Annotated in this window: 17 protein-coding genes and 1 pseudogene; 10 read left to right on the top strand and 8 right to left on the bottom strand. The window is 42.8% G+C overall.

All coding sequences use genetic code 11. The features are described from left to right. Positions 1 to 730 (bottom strand): Nif3-like dinuclear metal center hexameric protein (locus B4033_RS02770; RefSeq protein WP_286831929.1); only part of this gene is annotated, 730 nt, incomplete at its 3' end. 172 nt (positions 731 to 902) lie between these two features. Between B4033_RS02770 and B4033_RS02765 the strand changes: the two genes are divergently transcribed. From B4033_RS02765 to B4033_RS02725, 9 genes are all read left to right on the top strand, one after another. Then, positions 903 to 2,084 carry a trypsin-like peptidase domain-containing protein gene (locus tag B4033_RS02765; protein ID WP_004810569.1) on the top strand — a complete coding sequence of 394 codons (1,182 nt, stop codon included), beginning with the start codon at positions 903 to 905 and terminating at the stop codon, positions 2,082 to 2,084. A 140-nt stretch (positions 2,085 to 2,224) separates the two neighbouring features. After that, complete coding sequence (locus B4033_RS02760; protein WP_286831926.1) at positions 2,225 to 2,482, top strand: hypothetical protein; 258 nt, start codon at positions 2,225 to 2,227, stop codon at positions 2,480 to 2,482. Positions 2,483 to 2,562: 80 nt separating this feature from the next. Continuing rightward, on the top strand, positions 2,563 to 3,354 hold the full coding sequence (gene rutD, locus B4033_RS02755; RefSeq protein WP_286831924.1) for a pyrimidine utilization protein D: 792 nt from the start codon (positions 2,563 to 2,565) through the stop codon (positions 3,352 to 3,354). A 336-nt stretch (positions 3,355 to 3,690) separates the two neighbouring features. After that, positions 3,691 to 4,797, top strand: a complete 1,107-nt coding sequence (gene rutA / locus B4033_RS02750; protein ID WP_286831922.1) for a pyrimidine utilization protein A — start codon at positions 3,691 to 3,693, stop codon at positions 4,795 to 4,797. Beyond that, entirely contained in the window at positions 4,794 to 5,555 is a 762-nt protein-coding gene (rutB, locus tag B4033_RS02745) for a pyrimidine utilization protein B (RefSeq protein WP_286831920.1), read from the top strand. Before rutA ends, rutB begins: the two co-directional genes overlap by 4 nt. Before the next feature lie 33 nt (positions 5,556 to 5,588). Beyond that, positions 5,589 to 5,969, top strand: a complete 381-nt coding sequence (gene rutC, locus B4033_RS02740; protein ID WP_286831918.1) for a pyrimidine utilization protein C — start codon at positions 5,589 to 5,591, stop codon at positions 5,967 to 5,969. A 145-nt stretch (positions 5,970 to 6,114) separates the two neighbouring features. Next, on the top strand, positions 6,115 to 6,630 hold the full coding sequence (rutF, locus tag B4033_RS02735) for an NADH-dependent FMN reductase RutF (RefSeq protein ID WP_376745280.1): 516 nt from the start codon (positions 6,115 to 6,117) through the stop codon (positions 6,628 to 6,630). Between the two features lie 33 nt (positions 6,631 to 6,663). Then, entirely contained in the window at positions 6,664 to 8,025 is a 1,362-nt protein-coding gene (rutG, locus tag B4033_RS02730) for a pyrimidine utilization transport protein G (RefSeq protein WP_286831914.1), read from the top strand. 51 nt (positions 8,026 to 8,076) lie between these two features. Next, on the top strand, positions 8,077 to 8,916 hold the full coding sequence (locus B4033_RS02725; RefSeq protein WP_376745279.1) for an NAD(P)-dependent oxidoreductase: 840 nt from the start codon (positions 8,077 to 8,079) through the stop codon (positions 8,914 to 8,916). Between the two features lie 193 nt (positions 8,917 to 9,109). Here the strand turns inward: B4033_RS02725 and B4033_RS02720 are convergent, their stop codons facing one another. The 3 genes from B4033_RS02720 to lipA all read right to left on the bottom strand — a co-directional run bounded on the left by B4033_RS02720 (position 9,110) and on the right by lipA (position 13,538). After that, a complete protein-coding gene (locus B4033_RS02720; RefSeq protein ID WP_004810550.1) occupies positions 9,110 to 9,502 on the bottom strand; it encodes a carboxymuconolactone decarboxylase family protein in 393 nt (130 codons plus the stop codon). A 167-nt stretch (positions 9,503 to 9,669) separates the two neighbouring features. Continuing rightward, positions 9,670 to 12,174, bottom strand: coding sequence for an acyl-CoA dehydrogenase (locus tag B4033_RS02715; protein ID WP_286831910.1), 2,505 nt, complete (start codon positions 12,172 to 12,174; stop codon positions 9,670 to 9,672). A 350-nt stretch (positions 12,175 to 12,524) separates the two neighbouring features. After that, positions 12,525 to 13,538 (bottom strand): lipoyl synthase, encoded by a 1,014-nt coding sequence (gene lipA, locus B4033_RS02710; protein WP_286831908.1) that lies wholly within the window; start codon positions 13,536 to 13,538, stop codon positions 12,525 to 12,527. A gap of 217 nt (positions 13,539 to 13,755) precedes the next feature. Between lipA and sthA the strand changes: the two genes are divergently transcribed. Then, on the top strand, positions 13,756 to 15,171 hold the full coding sequence (sthA, locus tag B4033_RS02705) for a Si-specific NAD(P)(+) transhydrogenase (protein WP_004810544.1): 1,416 nt from the start codon (positions 13,756 to 13,758) through the stop codon (positions 15,169 to 15,171). A 130-nt stretch (positions 15,172 to 15,301) separates the two neighbouring features. Here the strand turns inward: sthA and B4033_RS02700 are convergent, their stop codons facing one another. The 4 genes and pseudogenes from B4033_RS02700 to B4033_RS02685 all read right to left on the bottom strand — a co-directional run. Next, on the bottom strand, positions 15,302 to 15,631 hold the full coding sequence (locus tag B4033_RS02700) for a four-helix bundle copper-binding protein (protein WP_081405832.1): 330 nt from the start codon (positions 15,629 to 15,631) through the stop codon (positions 15,302 to 15,304). Positions 15,632 to 16,234: 603 nt separating this feature from the next. Further along, positions 16,235 to 16,369 carry a hypothetical protein gene (locus B4033_RS02695; RefSeq protein ID WP_004810539.1) on the bottom strand — a complete coding sequence of 45 codons (135 nt, stop codon included), beginning with the start codon at positions 16,367 to 16,369 and terminating at the stop codon, positions 16,235 to 16,237. After that, the gene (locus B4033_RS02690) at positions 16,362 to 17,576 is read right to left on the bottom strand and encodes an MFS transporter (protein ID WP_286831903.1); all 1,215 of its coding nucleotides are present in this window, start codon (positions 17,574 to 17,576) and stop codon (positions 16,362 to 16,364) included. The genes B4033_RS02695 and B4033_RS02690 overlap by 8 nt, the downstream gene beginning before the upstream one ends. Positions 17,577 to 17,799: 223 nt before the next feature. Continuing rightward, a pseudogene (locus tag B4033_RS02685) lies at positions 17,800 to 18,339 on the bottom strand (OmpW/AlkL family protein); the annotation flags it as partial. Between the last annotated feature and the right edge of the window lie 145 nt (positions 18,340 to 18,484).

The following is an 18,484-nucleotide window of genomic DNA, read 5'->3' as shown; positions in this document are numbered from 1 at the left end:
TATACTCAATATTGAACTGCTGGGAAATAGCTTTTGCAAGGCGTTGAACACCATATTTCTCGGTTGCATGGTGACCACAGGCATAATAATGCACATCCAGTTCCTGAGCTTCATAGAAGGTCCGTTCAGACACTTCACCAGAAATATAGGCATCACAGTTCTGTGCTGCAGCTCTTTGAATATAATCCTGCGCACCTCCAGTACAGAAACCAACTTTACGAATTTCAGTTTTGTCTGCTGGTAAATGGATTGCATCAAAGCCCAATTTTTCAGAAACATAAGCCTTAAATTGCTCTGGTGTCATGGCCTGTTTTAAATAGCCAATATTGCCTATTGGACGACGTTCATTTGGATCTAATTGTTCCAGATTTTCCAGTTCCAGCAGGTCGGCAATTGCCGCATTATTTCCCAAAGTAGGATGACTGTCTAAAGGCAGGTGATAGCCAACCAGTGAAATATCATGTTGAATTAGTGTCTTAATCCGTTTACCACGCATGCCAGTAATCGGGTAGGATTCACCCTTCCAGAAATAGCCATGATGTACCAGTAGGAGATCCGCACCCTGAGCAATTACGGCTTCAATGGCTCCTTGAGAAGCAGTCACAGCACACAGAATTTTATTGACCTCAGCCTTACCTTCAATTTGTAAACCATTTGGGGCATAGTCCTTGAATTCATGTGCAATCAGCGTTTGGTCGCACCATTGAATAATGTCCTGCAATCTGGCCATAAATTTCTCTCTAAACCTTTCAATTGTCATCATCAAAACATATTTTGAATTGTAACTAAAGCTGCACAAATCTCTTTTGCTTTTTTTATGTTTAGTTTTGTGTTTAGCTTTACAATAGAGCACAAATTGCTTAGTCATCAATAAATTAAAAATATTGTCAGAGGATAATAACGTGCGTCGGACCTTTACATGGTTACCTTGGGTGTTGCTGATCTTAGTGATCATCGTCTTTCTAGGTTGGCAACAGTTGCAAAAGCCAAAAGCACCTGTTGCGCCAGATGGCGTCAAAATGCCTGCTGAAAAAGTTGAACCATTACTGGATACTTCACGTGCTGGTGGGGTGGTTTCTTACAGCGCTGCGGTGAAAGTGGCTGCACCGGCTGTAGTGAATATCTTTACCACACAAAAAGTAAAGAGACAGGATAATCCTTTACTGAATGATCCTGTGTTCCGTGAGTTTTTCGGTGATCAGTTACCAGAACAGTTCTCTCAGGGGCCAAATGAAAACAGCCTGGGTTCAGGCGTAATTGTGCGTGCAGATGGTTATATTCTGACGAATAATCATGTGATTGCACAGGCTGACCAGATCATTGTCGCCTTAAATGATGGCCGCCGTGCTGAAGCAGAAGTGATTGGGACTGACCCGGATACTGACCTGGCAGTGATCAAGATTGAGCTGGATAAATTACCGGTATTGCCATTTAAACTGAGTGGTAATGAAGTCGGTGATGTCGTTCTGGCGATTGGTAATCCGTTCGGTGTGGGTCAAACCGTGACGCAGGGGATTATTTCTGCGACGGGTCGTTCTGATCTGGGTATCAATACCTATGAAGACTTTATCCAGACGGATGCAGCAATTAATCCAGGAAACTCAGGTGGTGCCCTGATTGATGTCTCAGGGAATCTGATTGGGGTGAATACGGCAATTTTCTCTCAGTCTGGCGGTTCATTAGGCATTGGTTTTGCAATTCCAGCCAAAGTCTGTCAGCAGATCATGAATGCCATTTTGAAAGATGGCCGTGTAGTGCGTGGCTGGTTAGGTATTAGCTTGTTGCCTCCACAACGAAATGATGTAATGAAACCATCCGAACAGGGCGTGACTGTGGCAGAAGTATTGCCAAATGGTCCTTCCGCCCAAGCAGGTATTCAGCGCGGTGATAAGATCATCATGGTCAATGACGAACAGATTACTTCAGCCTCACATCTGATTAACTACGTAGCTCTGCAAGCTCCAGGTAGTAAAATTAGGATTGAAGTGGAACGTGAAGGTAAAAAACAGGATCTGGAGGTTGTGGTGGGTGAACGTAAACAGCAGCAAAATACATCATCGCAATATATTCCTTTACCAGAATAAAATTTAAATCGCTTAAAAAATCTCTCCTGGTGAGGGATTTTTTTATGACCAATTTTTATTTTTGGTTTACAAAACACGAATATTTTATGTGATTTAAATCATTTAATTTCATTGAATAAAATCAAAAAAGAGTAAAAACAATGAGTTTTATGACTGCGGACCAGGCCAAAGTTTTATCGAATGTAGCCAACTTGAATATTGAAATGTATAAGCCCCGTTTGGCTCAATTAATTGAGGAGAATGCCCGACAAGGCAATACTGCTGTATTGACAGTATTTCCAAAACATTTGCCTTTAGAAGAGATCCGTGGTCTTTCGGCAGAATTGACTGAACTGGGCTATAACGTGCGTTTTGAGGTGCAGGAATTTTATTATCGCTTTAATGTCTACTGGTTATAATTTTATCAATTGTTCAAAAATAGTTCTATTCAGGCATATATTTTGCTGCATTCATCTCATAGTTCAAATATGAGAGTTTTATGTCTTTGTTTATTCACTCTGCGGCACAGGCACATGCGCCTTATGTAGTGCTTTCCTCCGGCTTGGGCGGACATGCCAGCTTCTGGAATCCTCAAATTAAAGCCTTACAGCAAAATTTTCATGTGGTGACCTATGATCAGGAAGGTTGTCATGCGGATTCTGAACTATTGCCCACGTCTTATTCGATCGACCATATGGCCGGCCAGATTCTGGATTTATTGATCAATGATGGCATTCGAGAGTTTCATTTCATCGGGCATGCATTGGGCGGACATATCGGCATGCAACTAGCGACCTATCAGGCTGAAAGAAAGTTTAAGCTACTCAGTCTGACCATGTTAAATGCTTGGGGAGAGCTGGATGCTCATACTCAGAAGTGTTTCGAAGCCCGGACTTCGTTATTGCTCAATAGCGGGGCAGAGGCATATGTGAGAGCACAGGCTTTATTTCTTTATCCGCCGCAGTGGATTTCAACCCATATTGATCAGTTAACCGAAGCAGAAAATAAGCAGCTCCTTGACTTTCCACCGATCCAAAATGTTCTGGCACGCCTACAAGCCGTGCAGGCTTTTAAACTGAACGCAGAACATCGTCAGGCACTCAAGGATATTCCTGTGCATTTGCTTGCTAACCAAGATGATTTTCTGGTGCCTTATCAGCGATCACAACAGTTACAGCAATGCCTGCCGCATAGTCACCTCAGTTTGCTTGATACAGGTGCACATGCATCTACTGTGACCGAGACAGATCAGGTGAATCAACTGATCCTTTCATTCCTGATTTCCCCTTAGTTTGAAGATTTTTTTAAAGCCAGACCTCGTGTCTGGTTTTTTATTTTTTCTAATCAATTATTTTTGTAGCATCAGCATGGTTTTTACTTCGAATTGATGCATGAACTGCAAATGCACAAATTGCTACGAGTGCACTTGAATGAAACAGTATGTGCAAAATTGACTCATAGGTAAAAATAGTTATTTTACTAAAAATTCAAAAAATAAAATATTAAGTATTTGATAAATATTAATTAAATATAGTTGGCACACGCTTTGCAATGTTTATCTTGTAAATAAAATTCCCGAAGTGGAATCAGAATTTTGAATAAGTGTTAAAAATAATGAGGTGTGAAAATGAAAATAGGTGTCTTCTGTCCAATCGGAAATAATGGCTGGTTACTCTCTGAAAATGCACCGCAGTACATGCCGACTTTTGAGTTAAATAAACAAATCGTACAACGCGCCGAGCACTATGGTTTCGATTTCGCACTTTCTATGATCAAGCTGCGTGGCTTTGGTGGCAAGACTGAATTCTGGGAACATAACCTGGAAACGTTCACCCTGATGGCAGGTCTTGCTGCTGTGACCAGTAAAATTAAAATTTTCGCAACTGCCGCAACTCTGGTAATGCCACCTGCAATTGTCGCGCGCATGGCATCAACCATTGATTCGATTTCAAATGGTCGTTTTGGTCTGAATGTCGTGACCGGCTGGCAACCACCTGAATATACCCAAATGGGTATGTGGCCAGGTAATGACTATTTTGGTAAACGCTATGAATATCTGTCTGAGTATGTACAGATTCTGCGTGAACTTTGGGCGACTGGTAAATCAGACTTTAAAGGTGAACATTTCCAGATGGAAGACTGTCGTGTGAGCCCGCGTCCACAAACGGATATGAAAATTATCTGCGCAGGCCAGTCGGATGCAGGTTTAGAGTTTTCTGCACAATATGCCGACTATAACTTCGTATTTGGCAAAGGACTAAATACCCCAACAGCTTATGCAGAAATTAATGACCGCCTAAAAGAAAAAACAGATGCGACTGGCCGTGATGTACAGACTTATGTGCTATTTATGGTGATTGCTGCAGAAACCGATGAAGAAGCGCAAGCCAAATGGCAGCACTATAACGATGGTGCCGACATGGAAGCGATTAACTGGCTCATGAATCAGGGCGGTAAAGATACCACTTCCGGGACAGATACCAATATCCGTCAAATGGCTTCTAGCGTATCTCCAGTGAATATTAATATGGGTACGTTGGTGGGTTCTTATGAAAATGTGGCACGAATGTTGGATGAAATTGGCGAGATCAAAGGTACTGAAGGTGTGTTACTGACTTTTGATGATTTTATTCAAGGGGTTGAAGATTTTGGTCAAAAAATCCAGCCACTGATGAAATGCCGTGAGCATATTGTCATTGAAGGTGAAGCACCAGTTTTGGAGAAAAGTGCATGAGTGAATCAGTCGTAACAGCCGGTTTTACTGAAAAACTCGGTACAGGAAAAACCCTTAAAGCTGAACCCGAAGCGATTTGTCTTGCACCAGAACAAACAGCTTTGATCGTCATTGATATGCAGAATGCTTATACCTCGCAAGGCGGCTATCTGGATCTGGCGGGCTTTGATGTCTCAAAGACCAAGCCAGTGGTTGAAAATATTAAAAAGGCAGTTGATGCAGCGCATGCAGCTGGTATTCAGGTGATTTATTTCAAAAATGGCTGGGATGCGGAATATAAGGAAGCGGGTGGTGCCGACTCTCCAAACTTCCATAAATCGAATGCCTTAAAAACCATGCGTAAACGTCCTGAATTACAAGGGCAATTGTTAGCAAAAGGCGGTTGGGATTTTGAGCTGATTGATGAGTTAAAGCCACTGCCACAAGACCTGGTAATTGAAAAGCCACGTTATAGCGGTTTCTTTAATACCGCGCTGGACAGCATGTTGCGTGTCCGAGGTATTCGCAATCTGGTCTTTGTCGGGATTGCCACCAACGTTTGTGTGGAATCGACGCTACGTGATGGCTTCTTCTTGGAGTATTTCGGTGTAGCACTTGCCGATGCCTGCCATCAGGCAGGTCCAGTCGAAGCGCATGAAGCCAGTCTGTATAACATCAAGACCTTCTTTGGCTGGGTGTCAGATACTGCAAATTTTGTTGAAACCTTTCAAAAAGAAAGTGAGTCACTAAAAGAAACTAAATTAACCGTAAGCGCATAAAGAATTAAAGATCAGAATTAAGGAAAAAATAGTATGCCTAAAGAAATCATTATTCCAGCAGGAACATCGAAACCATTAGCACCTTATGTACCGGCAACCAAGGCAGACAATATTGTGTATGTATCCGGTACATTAGCTTTTGATGAAAATAATAATGTGGTGCATGTCGGTGATGCCGCAGCACAGACCCGTCATATTCTGGAAACTATCAAGCGTGTGATTGCAGAAGCTGGTGGCAGCATGGATGACGTAACGTTTAACCATGTCTTTGTCAAAGACTGGGCAGATTATGCTGCGATTAATACAGTTTATGCTGAGTATTTCCCGGGAGATAAGCCGGCACGGTATTGCGTACAGACAGGTTTGGTCAAACCTGATGCGCTAGTCGAAATTGCTTCGATTGCCCATGTATAAGCCGATCCACCTGATTCAATCTCATTACTAGATGCCCCAGGTCTGAAACTGAACATCGACTTGGGGTAGGGAGAACAGCATGAATGCCAAACTATCTAAAATCATCACAGAGACAGTTGCAGAAAATAAAGCATTAAATAAGGTTTTGGCGACTAACGCATCGGGTGACATCTTTACCCAGGTCGATCAGCGGATTTTCCGTCAGGGCATGTCTAATCTAGGTGCTGCGGTGAATGTCATTACCACGCAAGGCGATGCAGGAATGGCTGGATTTACCGCTTCGGCCGTATGCAGCGTGACGGATACACCACCAACGTTGCTGGTGTGTCTGAACCGTTCTGCTTCAGTTTATGAAACCTTTAAAAAGAATCAGGTATTGTGTGTGAATACCTTGGCATCACATCAACAACATCTCTCCAATCTGTTTGGTGGAAAAACGCCAATGGCAGAGCGTTTCAGCCAGGGGAACTGGAAAACCTTGGTGACCCAGTCACCTGTACTTGAGGATGCTTTAGTCAGTTTTGACTGCGAGGTGGTCCAATGTTTATCCGTAGGCAGTCATGACGTGCTGTTCTGTGAGGTGAAAGCCATGTGTCAGAGTCAAGGCAATGCGCTGATGTACTTCAACCGTTCTTACTGTGAGCCACACAAAATGTGCTAATTCAATTCAATCCTAATCAAGGAGGGGAAGCCGATGCAAGAAAAAGAAACGTGGTTTCCAAAATTTAAGCCTTACCAAGGCAATCTCGATACCACACCCGTGCAAACAGATGAATATCTGCCTGCTGGAAAAAGTATTATTCTCGGGTTACAGCATGTGTTTGCCATGTTTGGCGCAACCGTGCTGGCACCCTTATTAATGGGGTTTGATCCCAATCTCACGATTTTTATTACCGGGATTGGGACCATTTTATTTTTCCTGATCACGGGCGGTCGATTGCCAAGTTATCTGGGATCCAGCTTTGCCTTTATTGGTGCGGTCGTCGCAGTGACGGGGTATTCCGGAGTTGGAGCGAATCCTAATATCGGACTGGCGCTTGGTGGTACGATTGCTTGCGGTATTGTTTATGCCTTGATTGGTCTGCTGGTGATGAAAACTGGCACCAACTGGATTGAAAAACTGATGCCACCTGTAGTGACTGGCGTGATCGTGATGATTATCGGCTTGAATCTGGCACCAGTCGCAATTAAGAGTGTTTCAGCGAACCAGTTTGATTCGTGGATGGCATTAATCACCATTATCTGTATCAGTGTGATTGCTGTGTTTACCCGAGGAATGGTACGCCGTCTATTATTGTTATTGGGCTTATTATCTTCCTACCTGATTTACTTCCTTTGCACCAATGTGATGGGCTTCGGACCTGCGATTGATTTTACCAAGGTCAGTGAAGCAGCATGGTTTGGTTTGCCGAATTTCCAGAGTCCAGTATTTGAAATGAATGCCATGCTGATGATTGCACCAGTAGCAATTATCCTGGTTGCAGAAAATCTGGGGCACTTTAAGGCAGTCTCTGCGATGACCGGTAAAAACCTGTCACCGTATATGGGCCGTGGTTTCTTTGCTGATGGGGTGTGTACTTCATTGTCAGCTTCTGTCGGTGGTACAGGGATGACCACGTATGCCGAAAATATTGGTGTGATGGCGGTCACTAAAGTTTATGCAACCACTGTATTTGTCTTTGCAGGTATCTTCGCCATTTTACTCGGACTTTCGCCTAAATTTGGCGCAGTGATCAGTACCATTCCAGTGGCCTTGTTGGGTGGTGCATCGATTGTTGTATTTGGCCTGATTACGGTGGCTGGTGCGAAAATCTGGGTGGATAACCGTGTTGATTTCACAAAGAACAGTACACTGATCATTGGTGCCGTGTGTCTGATCATGGGTACAGGGAATTATAGCTTGCAAATTGGTGGTTTTGATCTGGGTGGTATTGGTACCGCAACCTTAGCCGCAATTCTATTAAATCTGTTCCTGAACCGTGGTGAAGATAAAGAATTGCCAGCCTCTGAACCAGCTGAAACCGTAACTGAGGTCGAGGCTAAGCCAGTCGCTTAATATGAGGAGCATTTTTTGAGTCATACAATTGCATTTTTAGGACTCGGGGCAATGGGCTGGCATATGGCCTCCCATTTGCCAAAACTCGGACATCAGGTTTGGGTCTGGAACCGGACTGAACAGAAAGCTGTAACGCATGCTGAAACTTTTGCAACTCAAGCAGTGAGTATTAAGCAGGCGGTTCAGGCAGATTTTATCTTTTCCTGTTTGCCGACCAGTCAGGATGTGGAAGCATTAATTGCAGCCTATCCACCCAAACAAGGTGCAATCTGGATTGACTGTACCAGCGGTGTGCCAGCATCGGCACAAAAACTGGCAAAACGATTGGAGCAACAGGGAAGCTATTACCTGGATGCTCCGGTATCCGGTCAGACTGTTGGGGCAGAAAAAGGGACTTTAACCGTGATGGTGGGAGGAAATGAAGCTGCCTTTGAACAAGCTAAACCGATCATTGCTGCTTTTGCTGGCTTGATTGAATATGTGGGAGAAAGCGGTTCTGGTTTTGCAGTGAAAGCTGTTAATAATACTTTGATGGCGACGCATTTATGGGCACTGGCTGAAGGCTTGACTGTACTGAAAGGGCAGGGAGTGGATTTAAGCAGTGCGTTGAACTGTATTAATCATTCCAGTGGTAAAAGCAGCATGTCGGAAAATATCATGGCACAGCGTGTACTGAGCCGTGAATTTCATAAAACCTTTGCGCTGGATTTACTACAAAAGGATATCGGTATTGCTTTAGAGCTTGTAAAGCAACAGCAACTGGATTTATCGGTGATGTCTTTAGTTCAGCAGCAGTTTCAGCAGATTACCAAGCCGCAGGCCAGCCAGCTAGATTTTTCTGCTGCGGTACAAGGGTTGGAACAACGTACGCAAATTGAATTAAGGGGATAAAGTTTTTATTAAAACCTGCTATTAAAAGAGATAATTAATTTTCAATTAAGTTCATCGCAATAGATTTCTTTATCTAAAATATTAAAATCCGGGAATTTAAAAATTCCCGGATTTTATTTCAATTATTCAAAATAGCCTAAGCAATTTTAAAACTATCTATCACTTTAATCCTTTACCAATCTGCATTCATCTCTTAATTCTGTTGATTTTCTTCATATTCCTGAATCACTTCAAGTGCAGCACGAAAGGCTTCCTGAGTTGCCGGTGCGCCGCAGTAAGGCAGACTATGCAGCAACACTTCCTGAATTTCCTCAACCGTTGCGCCATTATTCAGCGCACCTCGCACATGGCCTTTTAGTTCAGCGGGACTTCTTTGCGCAGTTAGGAAGGCAATGGTAATTAAAGAACGGTATTTACGCGATAATACACCTTCACGTTGCCAAGTCGAACCCCATGCATGTTCATTAATCCAGTCCTGTAGAGGCTGGGTAAATGGAACGGTATTTTCCTGAGCACGCTGCACAAAGCTTTCACCCATCACTTCACTACGGACTTTCAAGCCATTTTCATAATCTTGTTGTGACATCATTGACCCTCAATTTTATTATGGGTCTAGCTTAACGTTTTATATCTTAAATACCATCGTGCAATAGTCGTAAAAAAGTGGCTGAATAGCCACTTGAGATATTCAAAGTGAGGTCAAGAAATAACTTCACTTTGGAAAGCAAGATCCGATGGAGATAAGAGATCTATCTAAGGGCTGGTTGAATGTGAAGGTGCACTTTGAACTGAAGTATCAGTACCTGTTGCATCTGCTTTCGAAATATGAGGATTTTCCAGCTCCAATACTTCCTGTAAATGCAGATCGAAGACATCGGTCAACATGCTGTCATAACGACGTGTATTATAGTGCAGTAACTTATTCGCTTCTTCTTCATTAATAAACCCTTGTCCATGCGCATCAGCCACATGATCAGCAAAACTGAGTCCTTTAAATTGACCTCTGTTTTCAGCTTTCTTAAAGCGATCCCAAAGCTGCTCAATCTCCAATAACATGGTGAAGGTTGATTCCATACGACCATTTACATCATCTTCCGCTGTGCTATAGAAAACATGCTTTTTCAGTACTTTACGGAAAGCGTTATCTTCCATCATGACATTTGCGACTTCCTGTTTAAGTCGGTCAGATGGCTTCGCGACAGGTCGGCCAAATGGGAAACAGATAAGTTTGACCATGCCAGCAGCAACACCCACCGGGAAGTTTGCAAACAGGTCATAAAACGCCTCTTGAGCGGTATATAAAGATTTCTCAATTGCCAATTGTGCATGCAGACGCTCAGCTTCGGTTTTTTTGCTATGTTCAAAGAATTTCAGGATTGCCGTCGCAATAAACAGATGAGCATGAATATCAGCCAGACGGCCAGAAAGCATTTCCTTGCGTTTAATATCACCGGCAAGTAAACCCAGACACATATCTGCAGTCAGGGCAAAGTTGGCACTGAGCCGGTTAATAATCTTGTAATAAGGACGGGTAAAATCAACTGCACTTTGTGGCGCAGCACTTGAACCACCGCTAAAAGCATAGGCAAAAGAGCGGGCAGTCCGGTTAAAGGTATAACCCAGATGCTTAAACAACATAGTATCGAATGGAGTCAGTGCGGCTTTCGGGTCTTCAGCTTGCAGAAGCTGTAATTCTTCATACAGATAAGGATGGCAACGCATCGAACCTTGGCCAAAGATCATTAATGAACGGCTCAGAATATTGGCGCCTTCAACTGTAATCGATACTGGAATAGCCTGATAGTTGAGAGCCAGGAAGTTACGAGGTCCCATCTGAATGGCACGACCACCGACAACATCCATACCATGGTTAACAATTTTACGCATGGTCTCAGTGGCATAGTACTTGGCAATCGCGGTCATCACTGCCGGTTTGCCGCCTTGATTTAGACCACAGGTCACTAAATAGCGAAAAGCTTCCAGCATATAGGCATCACTGGCGATTTCACTATTGGCTTCCTGCACCCCTTCAAATTTACCCACTGAAATTTTAAATTGCTGGCGAATCCGTGAAAATGCACTGACATTCAAATAAGTCATCTCGGCACTAGAGGTAGATAAAGCTGGCAGAGAAATACCACGACCAACCGCCAGACATTCCATCAGCATGCGCCAGCCCTTACCGGCATTTTTGACGCCCCCAATAATCCAGTCCAGTGGAATAAAGACATCTTTACCTTCAACGGTACCATTCATAAACGGTGAGCCAGGATGGTGCCGTGGACCAACGATGACGCCTTGGTGATCGGCAGGTAACAGGGCACAGGTAATCCCATAGTCAGTTTTATCACCCAATAGATGATCCGGATCATACATTTTAAAGGCCAGGCCTACTACTGTCGCAATTGGAGCTAGCGTAATCCAGCGCTTGGAAAAATTCATTCTCAAACCTAAGACTTCCTGACCTTCAAACTGGCCATAGCAGACCACGCCGGTATCTGGAATGGCGCCGGCATCTGAACCTGCCTCTGGACTGGTCAGACCGAAACAGGGAATTTCTTCGCCGCGTGCCAGCCCTGGCAGATAACGGTTTTTCTGCTCTTCGGTACCGTAATGGAGCAACAGCTCACCCGGACCGAGAGAGTTCGGCACCATGCAACTTACGGCTGTAGTGAGCGAGCGTGAGGAAATCTTGCTCATCACCCGGCTTTGAGCAAAGGAACTGAAGGCACGACCGCCATATTCTTTAGGAATAATTAGTCCCAAGAAACCGTTATCTTTAATGTATTGCCAGATATGTTCAGGCAGCATTTTCTTCTCATGAATTTCCCATTCATCCAGCATGCTACACAGTGTTTCGACTTCGTTATCCAAGAATGCCTGTTCCTCAACGGAAAGTTTTGGATAGGGATAGCTATTAAAGGTTTCCCAGTTCGGCGCACCCATAAAGAGCTCTTTTTCCCACCAGCTAGTACCAGAATCCAAAGCTTCACGTTCTGTCGGGCTAATGCTCGGCATGGCATCCGCTAAAGCTTTATAGGCTGGCCTGGAAATGAAAGACATACGTAAAGGTTCGATCATGACGACCAGATTGATCAGAATCAAAGGAATACCCAGAATCAGTGACCAAGGGCTGATAAAGGCACAAACCACTGACATGATCATCAGGGTAATTGCACCAGTGGTACGGGAGAGTTGAAAAAAGAAAATCGCCCATAAACTGGTAAGTAGAAGAAGCACGGCAAAAATAAATAGCATTATTATATTTCTCCAGGGTTATACAACTGTGCCGCTGCCAGTATTAATAATGTGTTTTATTAACACTTGAGCGATATTTTTGCATCACTTAAGAGCCAGGCAAGTTCACAGCTGTTCTTGTGAGAACTATCGTTATTAAATATTTCAACGACATATTAAAGTGTTTTAACTATTTTTGAGATTGTTTGAAAAGTGAGCAGTATTCAAGTGAGAACACGCAAAGAAATGTGAAGATAAGTAATAACTTAATGAATAAGGACAAGAAAAAAATTATTAAAGATTAACTTAAATTTGAATTCATAAGCTATAAAAAAGCCCTCTATTTAAGAGGGCTTGGGTTGAAGCAATTTTTAAGCTTCAATCGTCTGAACAGTGATTTTTTTTGCCGGATCAACTTTATGACGTACTGCTGGAACCGGTTCGCCGTAGTATTGACGATCGGCAAAGTAGCTTGAACGTACCATTGGAGCCGACCAGATATTCTTAAAGCCAAGCTTACGGCCATGTTCTGCGTAGCGCTCGAATTCTTCTGGTGTTACAAAGCGGTCAATTGGCGCATGCTGTTTAGAAGGCTGCAAGTACTGACCAATCGTCACATAATCGACCTCATGTGCTTTCAGGTCATCCAGCAGTGCAATAACCTCTTCTTCAGTTTCACCAATGCCGACCATCAAACCACATTTGGTTGGAATATCCGGGCAGTATTCTTTAAACATTTTCAGCAGGTTTAAAGAGTGCTGATAATCAGAACCCGGACGCATCGCTTTATACAAACGTGGCACAGTTTCAATATTGTGGTTAAACACGTCTGGTGGACATTCAGTCATGATACGTAGCGCAATATCCATACGACCGCGGAAGTCAGGAACCAGGATTTCTAATAAAGTCTTTGGACTCAGTTCACGTGCTTCTTTAATACAATCAACAAAATGCTGTGCACCGCCATCCAGTAAATCATCACGGTCTACCGAAGTGATCACCGCATATTTCAAACCTAAGTTAGCAATTGTTTCTGCCATATGGCGCGGTTCATCTGGATCTAGTGCATTTGGACGGCCATGTGCTACATCACAGAACGGACAGCGACGGGTACAAATATCACCCATAATCATAAAGGTTGCTGTACCCCCACCAAAACATTCAGGCAGGTTAGGACAGGCGGCTTCTTCACATACGGTATGTAATTTTTGCTGACGAAGTGTAGTTTTAATCCGTTGTACTTCTTCAGGTGCGGCCATTTTGACGCGAATCCAGTCCGGCTTCCGTGGTGTTTCAACCGTAGGTACAACTTTTACAGGAATACGGGCGACCTTTTCCGCGCCGCGAAGTTTGACACCCTGTTCAGGTTTACGGTTTTCAGACATATTTAACTTTTCCACTGTTTTTGAAGGGAGGAGATAATCAAAGATAGCGCTTTTATTATAACGGACTTAGCTACAAATGGGGCAAAAAGGACTATTCATTTAAAAAATGTTCTCATCACACAATATATGTCAGTTAAATACACCAAAATGACATGATTTACGTCATAATATGGCAAACAGATATTGCAGATGAATTTAATTTATAAAGGAGCGTTGAATGCCACGTAAGAAAGAGGTCGTTAGTGGGACTTTCGTTAAGTACGATGCGGTAGTTCTAGGTTCAGGCCCTGCGGGCGAAGGCGCGGCAATGAAACTTGCCAAATCGGGTAAGCGCGTTGCAATCGTTGATATGCGTGAACAACTTGGTGGTAACTGTACGCATGTTGGTACGATTCCAAGTAAAGCATTGCGTCAAACGGTATCAAGCATCATCCGTTATCAACGTGATCCAATGTTCCAGAAAGTCGGTGAATGGAAACAGTTCACCATGAAGCAAGTGCTTCGTAATGCGCATAAAGTGATTCAACAGCAGGTTGAAACACATTCACGTTTTTATGACCGTAATAAAATTGATATCTTCCATGGCCGTGCCTATGTTCAGGATGAAAATACCATTTTTGTATTTACTCCAGATGGCATAAAGGAAACGATTCAGTTTAAACAATTAGTGATTGCGACAGGTTCTCGTCCTTATCGTCCGGAAATTTTAGACTTTAATCACCCACGTGTATTTGATTCAGACAAAATTCTGGATCTGGATTATTCAATCCAAAAAATCATTATTTACGGTGCAGGTGTGATTGGCTGTGAATACGCATCGATCTTTATTGGTCTGGGCCATAAAGTTGACCTGATCAATACGCAACCGAAGCTACTTAGCTATCTGGATGATGAAATCTCTGATGCATTGTCTTATCACTTACGTGAGCAGGGCGTGTTGATCCGTCACAATGAGCAGATTGATTACCTTGAAACATCTGATGATTATGTGGTTCTACATACACAAAGTGGCAAGAAAATTAAAGCGGATGCTATCCTTTGGTGTAATGGTCGTTCAGGGAATACTGATGGTTTAGGTCTGGAAAACGTTGGCCTGAAACCGAACAGCCGTGGTCAATTGACTGTAAATGATCAATATCAAACCGAAGTCGAAAATATCTACGCTGCGGGTGATGTGATTGGCTGGCCATCTCTTGCTTCTGCTGCCTATGACCAAGGTCGTTGTGCGGGTGCCAACATGAGTGGAGAAAAAGATGTTGCACCAGTGACGGATATCCCGACAGGTATTTATACCATTCCAGAAATTTCTTCAATTGGTAAGACTGAACAGCAGTTGACTGAAGAAAAAATTCCGTATGAAGTTGGCCAGGCTTCATTCCGTCATCTGGCACGTGCCCAGATTACCGGTGATACGGTAGGTGAATTGAAGATCCTGTTCCATCGTGAAACATTAGAAGTTTTAGGCGTTCATTGTTTTGGTAACAATGCTTCTGAAATTATCCACATTGGTCAAGCGGTGATGAACAGTCCGAACAATACCATCAAATATTTTGTGGAAACCACGTTTAACTACCCAACCATGGCGGAAGCATATCGTGTAGCGACACTGAATGGTATGAACCGTTTATTCTAATTTGATTAATTCAAGTTAGATCAAAAACCCGTAAGTATTTGCTTGCGGGTTTTTTTATTGGAATGGTTTGAGCATACAACTATTAACCTATGCCATTTGAAATGAAGAACAGGATTATCAAATTAATTTTTTAAGCCGCCATTTTTCGGCATTCTTCAGCACAACGACGGCACGCTTCGGCACACTGCTGGCAATGATCGTCTTGATGATGACCACATTCTTCTGCACAGTAGTCACACGCTTTTGCGCAGAGTTCACACATCTCATGCATGAAAGGAGACTGTTTCTGTTCCATACGGGCGCAAAGCTGGCAAATATCTGCACAATCCAGACAGCGCTGGATGCATTCCCGCATCATCTCCAGATCTTCTTCTTTAAGACAGGCGCTAGCACAGTTAGCACATGCGAGTGAACAGCTCATACAGGCCCGAACACAATCTGAAAATTGAAGCTCATTCATGGTCTTTTCCTCTATTTATATGCTGAATCCTGATTTTCTAATACACTAAGCAGGAAAAGGAAAATACACTAGGCAGATTAAGTGAGAAAAAGTAAAAAGCTGCTTTGTTTTGTTAAAGATCGATTAGATCACACCTAATATTCAAAGTTAAATTTTTGCTTGAAAATAAAAGATTTTTGGTGCGGTTACAGTCTTAATGGTAGACAATCTATATGCAGAGTCATTCTTATCAAAGGTTTAGGCTACCTTTCTCGTTATTCTCATTTTTTATTAAAATGGACGGAAATCCGCCAGGCTATCGCATTTCAAGAAAGGGCAAGACCAGTTGGAAAGAGTGCCGGGAAGATGGAATGACCTGATTGTCTCAGAATACAATTCTAACTAATAATTTGCTCGTGATCACTGGGATAAATTTGTCATTACGAGGCCTCAACTTTATTTCTGATAATCAAAACATATGAAAAAACTTAAACCCAGACAGCGCAAAATTATTATGAATTCTAAAATTTTGAAATAATAAAGAAATATAGTAATTGTTGGGTTTTACTACTTTTAGTTTTTGTGCTGAAACATAGTGAAATTTACTGATGCTATTTCAGCAGTTTAATGCGCGCAGAAAGCCTGATTAAAGTATTCAAACAGTTCAGGGGTTTGCAACCATAGTGCAATCGACAATGTGAGTAAAAGCAGGATTGCCACAGCAATCGAGATTTTGAGTTTCAGCAGAGAATCAGTCATGCACAATTTGCTCCTCATTGACCCAGAAATGTACCAGTACGCCAAATATACTTAATACAATTGATAGCATCCATACCGCATTGTAATTGCCTGCTATATCATGGTTAACACCACCGAGCCATCCACCAAAGAATGAGCCCACCTGATGAGTGAAAAATACAATACCACTCAGCATGGTCAGATACTTAACCCCGAACATATTGGCGACAATACCATTGGTCAGTGGTACGGTAGACAACCATAATAAACCCATGATGACACCAAAGGCATACACTGTCCATGTGCTTAGGGGCAGCAGTAAAAATGCAATAATAGCAATGCCGCGTAGGCCATATAAACCCATCAATAAGTGTGGTTTAGAGTATTTCCCACCGAGCCAGCCGGCGGTATAGGTGCCGACCACATTAAACAAACCGACCAGTGCCAGGAAAATCGTTCCAGTAGTGGCATTAAAACCATGATCTATCAGATAGCCGGGCAGATGAATTCCGATAAATACTACCTGGAACCCGCAGACAAAGAAGCCCAGTGCCAGGAACCAGAAAGGTTTATGATTTTTAACCACCACTAGAATCTGTTTAAAACTGAGTGATGCTTTATTAGGGATAGGGTTGGTATGAGCCGCAACATACATTGGTGCTTTCAGCATCCAGGCGAGGGGTACAATCAGTGCGATTAAAATGGCACTGACCACCAGCGCAGCTGACCATCCGACATTCTGTAACAGCAGTAGGGTCGAAGGCAGCATGATAAACTGACCAAAAGATCCGGCTGCACTGGCAATGCCCATGGCCAGACTGCGCTTTTCTGGCGGTGCTGCACGTCCGACTGCAGACAATAACACCGGAAAAGAAGTTGCAGATAGTGCTAGACCCAGAATTAAGCCCACACTGATATTGAGTAGCAAACCGGTCGAACTGAATGCCATCAAGAGTAGACCAATGACATATAAAGCACCGCCGATCGCCACGACAATTTTGCTGCCATATTTATCGGCAAATGCCCCGGTAATCGGTTGTACTGCACCCCAGATCAGGTTTTGCATGGCAATGGCCAAACTAAATACATTATGTCCCCAACCAAATTCCTCACTCATCGGCACCAGATATAGGCCAAATGCATGACGGACACCTAAAGACAATGCCAGAATTACTGCTGAACCAATGAGCATATAAATAAGTGGCTTGGAAAACTGGCTGTTGGTCATAAAGAGTCTGTATCGTGAGTATCGCAAGCTATGTTAGTCGATTCGACTTGTTGTCGCGATAGAATAATAATTACTTAAAAGATAAATTTTTTTTATAGATTCGATATTTATAGGGATAGACAGGTCCAGATTAGAATCTGGAAATTGCGTAAAGTCTTTGCGGACTTGGTGGATTTGGAACTAAAAAAGCAGAGCTTAGCTCTGCTTTTAAAGTTGAACTGTCTTAAAATCGCATACCAATACCTGCATAAGCTAGGATCGGATTAATTTCTACATCGGCTTTAGAGTTGATTAACGTTTGCCCGGTATTTTCATTGATTACAGTAATTTTGGATTCGTTTTGCAAATGGGCATAAGACACTGAGCCAACTGCAAACCATTTCTCATTGAAATCATAAGTAAAGCCGGCAGTCACCACAGGAGCAAAAGCATCGGTGGCTTCGAGATCCACTTTCATTCTGCCATTACTGTCCTTCATTTCAAGAGAAGCACCAGCATTCTGATTAATAATATTCTGGATCATATGACCTGCAGCAACCAGATCAGCTTCAATGCCTTTATCCATTTCAAGTTCATTGAAGTAGGCATACATTAACCCTACTCCTACATAGGGGCGGAATTTATTTACTCCTGTCTTACCAAAATGATATTGGAATTCAAAAGCAGGCGTCCATGCACGAGCTTCGGCGGCTTTGCTAGACTGCGCCAAGTCTGTAATTCTAATGTCATTGGCAAGATTTAAATTGCCTACAATTCCACCCAATAAATGTCCCTAAAATCTTTTCCAATTTGAACTCCTTGTTCAATTTATTCATCTTTGTTATTGTTAATAAACTAAACTTGGTTCAATTAATCTGTATACAAAACGAGAGTGCTAAGTAGGTGAAAAGTTAATAAATAATGATTTT

This window comes from Acinetobacter sp. UBA3132, from assembly GCF_002364825.1.
In the GTDB taxonomy this organism is placed as follows: Bacteria; Pseudomonadota; Gammaproteobacteria; order Pseudomonadales; family Moraxellaceae; genus Acinetobacter; species Acinetobacter schindleri.
This window is presented reverse-complemented; position numbering and strand designations above follow the sequence as displayed.

Excerpts from the sequence above, each read along its gene's own strand:
- B4033_RS02760 (WP_286831926.1), top strand. The coding sequence starts at position 2,225 with ATGAGTTTTATGACTGCGGACCAGGCCAAAGTTTTATCGAATGTAGCC.
- rutD (WP_286831924.1), top strand. The coding sequence starts at position 2,563 with ATGTCTTTGTTTATTCACTCTGCGGCACAGGCACATGCGCCTTATGTA.
- rutA (WP_286831922.1), top strand. The coding sequence starts at position 3,691 with ATGAAAATAGGTGTCTTCTGTCCAATCGGAAATAATGGCTGGTTACTC.
- rutB (WP_286831920.1), top strand. The coding sequence starts at position 4,794 with ATGAGTGAATCAGTCGTAACAGCCGGTTTTACTGAAAAACTCGGTACA.
- rutC (WP_286831918.1), top strand. The coding sequence starts at position 5,589 with ATGCCTAAAGAAATCATTATTCCAGCAGGAACATCGAAACCATTAGCA.
- rutG (WP_286831914.1), top strand. The coding sequence starts at position 6,664 with ATGCAAGAAAAAGAAACGTGGTTTCCAAAATTTAAGCCTTACCAAGGC.
- B4033_RS02725 (WP_376745279.1), top strand. The coding sequence starts at position 8,077 with ATGGGCTGGCATATGGCCTCCCATTTGCCAAAACTCGGACATCAGGTT.
- B4033_RS02720 (WP_004810550.1), bottom strand. The coding sequence starts at position 9,502 with ATGTCACAACAAGATTATGAAAATGGCTTGAAAGTCCGTAGTGAAGTG.
- B4033_RS02715 (WP_286831910.1), bottom strand. The coding sequence starts at position 12,174 with ATGCTATTTATTTTTGCCGTGCTTCTTCTACTTACCAGTTTATGGGCG.
- lipA (WP_286831908.1), bottom strand. The coding sequence starts at position 13,538 with ATGTCTGAAAACCGTAAACCTGAACAGGGTGTCAAACTTCGCGGCGCG.
- sthA (WP_004810544.1), top strand. The coding sequence starts at position 13,756 with ATGCCACGTAAGAAAGAGGTCGTTAGTGGGACTTTCGTTAAGTACGAT.
- B4033_RS02700 (WP_081405832.1), bottom strand. The coding sequence starts at position 15,631 with ATGAATGAGCTTCAATTTTCAGATTGTGTTCGGGCCTGTATGAGCTGT.
- B4033_RS02695 (WP_004810539.1), bottom strand. The coding sequence starts at position 16,369 with ATGACTGATTCTCTGCTGAAACTCAAAATCTCGATTGCTGTGGCAATC.
- B4033_RS02690 (WP_286831903.1), bottom strand. The coding sequence starts at position 17,576 with ATGACCAACAGCCAGTTTTCCAAGCCACTTATTTATATGCTCATTGGT.